This is a genomic window from Staphylococcus sp. GDY8P54P, assembly GCF_017892645.1.
Lineage (GTDB): Bacteria > Bacillota > Bacilli > Staphylococcales > Staphylococcaceae > Staphylococcus > Staphylococcus ureilyticus.
The window spans coordinates 1-2,991 of record NZ_JAESLN010000039.1; the positions used below are offsets into that span (position 1 = coordinate 1).

The 2,991-nt window shown below is 29.0% G+C and carries 2 protein-coding genes; both read right to left on the reverse strand.

Annotated elements, in window-relative coordinates; translation table 11 throughout:
* Nucleotides 1-971 (reverse strand): protein rep (locus KA883_RS12575; RefSeq protein ID WP_210140003.1); only part of this gene is annotated, 971 nt, incomplete at its 3' end.
* A gap of 182 nt (nucleotides 972-1,153) precedes the next feature.
* A complete protein-coding gene (locus tag KA883_RS12580) occupies nucleotides 1,154-1,975 on the reverse strand; it encodes a putative RNA methyltransferase (RefSeq protein ID WP_050482502.1) in 822 nt (273 codons plus the stop codon).
* Nucleotides 1,976-2,991 lie beyond the last annotated feature (1,016 nt).

The window sequence follows — 2,991 nt, forward strand, 5'->3', positions numbered from 1 at the left end:
TTTTCAAAATTCCAAATTGCAGTAATTGAATGTGCTTTTTCTTCTTCATCTGTCGTTTTATCTTCGTCGCTTGTATTAATCAAATTGCCATCTTCGGCATCGTCTAAATTTAAAATTTTATGTTTTTGTTTAAGCAAACCACCATAACTCAACATACGTTTTCGGTATAAACCTTTTTCTAAATCATTTACGATTTCTTGATTTTTTTCATCATCATCAGTTAAAAAATCAGATGACTTAACCGAGTATTTTGAAGTTTCTTTGATTGCTGCTTGAATATCTTTATCGCCTTTTTGGTTTGGTTTGATCGCTTTAATATTTGCTACTGGTCGATAATTAACTTGTAATGCTTTTTGCCATAAATCGACCCATTCCGTCTGCGTAATATAATTTTCTTTTTTTCTAAAATACGCATTTTCAACGCATAACAAAACGTGCATATGTTGATTATAACTACCGTCATTTTTATTAACTGTTACTTCAGTTGAGCGTAAAAATCCTACCAAATTCTTTTTAACTTTTGTATACATCTTTAATTTATTAAAAGCCTTAGACATATGCTTTAAACTTTGTTCTAAATGGTCACCGTCTATTGCATTTTTAGTCGATAAAGTAAGAAATAACCAACGAGCAGTTGGCTTTTCTTTAACCACTTCTTCAATCACTTTTTGAGCTTGATAACTATTTTTCATAGCACGCCTCCAATTACAAACTGGACACAATTTTGATTTACAAAACCATGTCTTATGTAACTTCAAATAACCTTCATCAGTAGGCTTGAACTCTAAGACGTTACCACATTGTTTTACGTTAAAAGCCTTTTTAATTTTTAAGATTTCTAGTATATCTGCATAACTTACATTATCTATCTTCTTTTCTCTCCATGGGCGTTGTTTCCCACTTTTCGTCATATCTTTTAATGTTTTATTATCTTGATTTTCGTCTATACATTTAGTAGTATTATATTGCATATAAAAAGACCTCCAGTATTGATTTAAGCGTCGTAACTTAATCATATTACTGGAGCTTTTTTATGTCAATTTTTTCTTTCACGCACAAAAATACATAAAAATACTGTCATATCAACGATAAAACGACTTTTAATATCTTTGAGTTATTTCTATATAGTATCAAGACAAGAAGAAACTCGTTTTCAACTCGTTTTAAAACCACCAACCAAAACCTTAAAACTCATCGTAATTTCACTTAAGTTTTTCTTAATTATTCCTTCTTTTTCTACGTCACTTAAATTCCACGTTAAAGGCGTCATATCAAGTAATTTATTCAATTCTTCTTTATTTAATTTAACCTTATAACTAATGTCTATCATTTCAATTTTATTAAAATTAGCTTCAAATAAATCTATAACATCAGAATTATCATAATCCTTATTTTTATGATTACTAAAGACTATATTCCTTATTTCTTTTAAATAATCACTATTAGGAATTATTTTTATCAATTTCCCCTCTTTATCTAGAACTCTTTTAAACTCATCATAATTAGAAGGGCTAAGCACATTAATTAAAAAGTCTACATTCCCATTCATAACTGGTATATCAGCTAGATCAGCAACCAACCAATTTATATTTTTATATGATTTTGCTGCTTTTTTTACACCTTCTTTTGCAATGTCTATACCTAAGAATTCATTTCCACCAAGAAATGACTTACTGATTTCATTTAAAATATAACCCTCACCAGTACCAACATCTATTACATTATTTTTAGTTTTAATCTCATATTTTTTAATAATTTCTATGATTTTTAAAATTAATGTCGAATACAAATTGCTACTATCATTCAATTCTCTTCTAGCAATAAACAATTTTTTATCGTATTTACTTTTTTTATGCCCTAAAATTAAATTCGAATACCCCTCTTTTGCAATATCAAAAGTATGGTTATTCTCACATGCTAAAGTTTTATAACCTCTCTTTAATTTTTCATCACATATAGAACACTTAAAAAACATATTCACACCTCCAATCAAATAATTATAAATAACAAAGTTGCTTTATTCCAATTGCTTTATTGACGTTGAGCCTCGGAACCCTTAACAATCCCAAAACTTGTCGAATGGTCGGCTTAATAGCTCACGCTATGCCGACATTCGTCTGCAAGTTTAGTTAAGGGTTCTTCTCAACATCAATAAATTTTCTCGGCATAAATGCGTGTTCTTTTCTTGTCTACCCAGTAGACAAAGTAGACCCAACTGTTATTGCTTTACAGGTCTATTTTTCGTCGTTATAATCTAGTTAAATCCCGTAAGGGCGCACTTATGCGTTCTAAAAAGAACGCGTAAAAAACCATAATCGACCTTCGTCGATTTTTATCTTAGTTTTAAGGAATCGGCGTTGTGGCGCAGATATAAAAATTAATACTGCACGAACTAGAATCGACGTTGTAGCGTAGATATAAAAATTAATACTACATAGAAATTTAACTAAGATTTAAGCTACTAGTTTTTTGCTAGTAGCTTTTTTTATTTTCTTAATTTTTAAATGCCTTTATTTTGAATTTTAAGGGGGTATTTAGAGCAAACTCTATATTTATATATTTTTATACCTGTATATTTATATATGTTTCTTAAAACGCAAATATGAGCAAAATAAGGGTACATCTTTCTGACATTTAACTTGTATTCAAAAGACATATTACTTAAGTTGCTAAAGTCATTTTAAATACAATCACTTGTACTTTTTAAACATAAGCCAGAAAAACGATATAGCTCTTTTATATATTTTTCTAATTTGATTGGAACTCCCTAAAATTTATATAACTTAAAAAGTTAAATTGTTTATCTCATTTTTTGTACATAACCAGTGGCGAATTTTTCAGACACTGCCCATTTACATGCAAATTAAAATTTTCAAGGTAAAACTGGTCAACCATGCCGGTTGAACGCTATAGTTCCTGCAGGGGCAAAAATACATAAAAAAACGCTAGCTTTTAAGCTAACGTTTCAAAAATAATTTTGTTTTTCAAAAT

Coding starts and splice junctions, on each gene's coding strand:
- KA883_RS12580 (WP_050482502.1), bottom strand. CDS start 1,975: ATGTTTTTTAAGTGTTCTATATGTGATGAAAAATTAAAGAGAGGTTAT.